This window comes from Deinococcota bacterium (assembly GCA_030858465.1).
Lineage (GTDB): Bacteria > Deinococcota > Deinococci > Deinococcales > Trueperaceae > JALZLY01.
Genome location: JALZLY010000157.1, coordinates 1 through 2,402, shown reverse-complemented (window position 1 = coordinate 2,402; position 2,402 = coordinate 1). Strand labels below are relative to the sequence as shown.

General features: G+C 67.1%; 1 protein-coding gene. It reads right to left on the bottom strand.

Annotated elements, in window-relative coordinates; translation table 11 throughout:
• Positions 1–2,402: alpha-amylase family glycosyl hydrolase (locus M3498_07635; protein ID MDQ3459154.1), on the bottom strand; the 2,402-nt coding region annotated here is incomplete at both ends.

Below are 2,402 nucleotides of genomic sequence, written 5' to 3'. Positions count from 1 at the left end.
AACCAGTGCTCGAGCCAGACGTCGGCCTTCTCCGCCTCCGGGACGGCCTCGGCGAGCGGCTCCACGGCCCGCAAAAAGACGAGGTTGAGGGCGCTGTAGAAGACGGCCTGGGGCAGCGTGACCGCCTCTTCGGCCGCACCCCCTTGCAGGCTCCGGCGAAGCTTGATCATGGTCTCCACAAGCTCGCCCAGCTCGCTCGCCAGCTCGCCTGAGCGCGCCGGGGCGTCGAGGTCCACGCCGCCCGTGCGGCCGACCTGCTCGAGGAGCACGCGCAGTTGGGGCTCGAGCGTGCCCTCGTCCACGGCTTCCGCGCCGGTCTCCTCGTCAAAGGCCGCCTTGAGCCGCCGGTAGCGCTCGCCGCTCACCACCTCGCGGAAGGCCTGAACCAGCGGCTCTACCGCGAGCGCCCGCTTCTCCCTGTCGACGCTTGCCACGCCGCGGCCGCCCAGGCGCACCATGAGCCGGCCGTAGTCTTCGCCCTCCACCTCGCGGAAGTCCATGAAGACGGCGTACTTGAAGGCGCCGAGCTCGAGGTAGAGCCCGTCGCGCCTGAGGCCGCCCGCGCTGCGCAGATACTCGAGGCCGCCGATGCCGTCGCGGCAAATGACGAAGCGCTCATCGCCGCCCAAGGCCAGGCCCTCGGCCAGGCTGCGCCGCTCGAGCGCCTTGCCCTCAGCGGACTTGACGGCGAAGGCGCTAGACTCCTTGATCCAGCCCTTGGCCTCGGCGAACTTGTTGTTGAAGACCACCAGGGCGCGCTCGCCCCCCGCGCGGTTACTGTAGGCGAAGACGTCTTCGACGACGTAGCCGCCTTCCGCATGGAAGTCGTAGAGCAGAAAGTTGTCCACCTCGGCGAAGAGGTAGCGCTTGTGCAGCAGGGGAAAGATCTCGCGCTCGTGGCGCTTCACGAGCTGCTGGTCGGGCGTCTCCTGCCACTTGGCGCGGCGGTACTCCATGCCGTACTTTTCATGCAGCCCCTCTAGCTGGCCGTGGCCGAACATGGGCAGGCCGGGCAAGGTAGACATCACCGTGCAGACGCCGAAGTACTTGTCATCCTTGCCGAACTGCGCTACCGCCGTCTCCTCGTCGGGGTTGTTCATGAAGTTGACATAGCGCTTCAATATCTCGGGGTCGAACTCGAGGGTGTTCTTGATGAGCTGGCGGTACTTGTCGCTCTCCTCCTTCTTGAGCATGTGCATAAAGGCGCTGTTGTAGACCCGGTGCATGCCCAGCGTCCGCACGAAGTAGCCCTCCATCATCCAGAAGGCCTCGGCCAAGAGGAGGGTGTCGGGCACCTCCTGGGCCACCCGGTCGACCACCTCGCGCCAGAACTCGGCGGGCATGAGCTTGTCGAACTCGGCCTTGGTGAGGCCGTGCTCGGCGCGCGAGGCGATGTCGCCGCCGGTGCCGGGGTGCGGGTACCAGAGGCGCTGGATGTGCTCTTTGGCGAGGGTCATGGCGGCGTCGAAGCGGATCACCGAGAACTTGCGGGCTACGAAGAGGATGGTCTGGATGACCGCCTCGCGCACCTCGGCCTTCAAATAATCGAGCTGGGCGGTGTCGTTCCAGGCCATCGAGGTGCCGTCGTTGCCGTGGTAGATGTAGAGGCTGTCGCCGCTATGGCGGTCCAAGCGCCTAAAGACCACAGCCGCGTCGCTGTGGTCGTAGTAGTGGTCCTCAAGGAAGATGCCCACGCGCTCGTCTTGCGAGAGGTCGGGGCCGTTAAAGGTATAAGAAGGAAAGGGCGGCTGATCGACCGAGACGAACCAGTCGGGGTGCTCGATCACCCAGCGCCCGTCGACGCCGACGTGGTTGGGCACCATGTCGCTGGCCAGGCGGACGCCGCGCTGCCAGGCGCGGCTCTTCAGGTTCTCGAAGGCCTCATCGCCGCCCAGGTCGTGGGCTATCACGTAGTCGTACAAGGAGTAGGCCGAGGCCACCGCGTCGGGGTTGCCCATGAGCTGCTTGATCACCTTCGAGGCGTGGCTCCGCTCCCAGAGGCCGATCAGCCACAGGCCGGTGAAGCCCTGGGCGGCCAGGCGGTCGAGCTCCTCGTCGGGCACCTGGTCGAGCCGGTGGATGTCGCGGCCGTAGCGCTCGGAGAGCTGGCCCAGCCAGACATACGTGCTCTTGGCCATCAGCACCAGGCGCGGCATCCACGACAGGTCGGCGCTGAAGCGCTCGTACTCGGGCTCCTTTAGGGAGGCCGGGTCGAGGACCCCCGCGCCGTAAGCCTCGCTCACGCTGCCGGCCGCGAAACCGCCCGGCCCCGCCATGCGCCGGCCCGCCAGGGCCTCCTGGTCGAGGACGGGGCTGGGGCCGGGGCCGAAAAAGCTCTGCTTGGCCTCCTCCTTGAGAAAGTCGAGACCGCGCAAGAGGCGGCTGAGGAGCGCTTCGCCGCC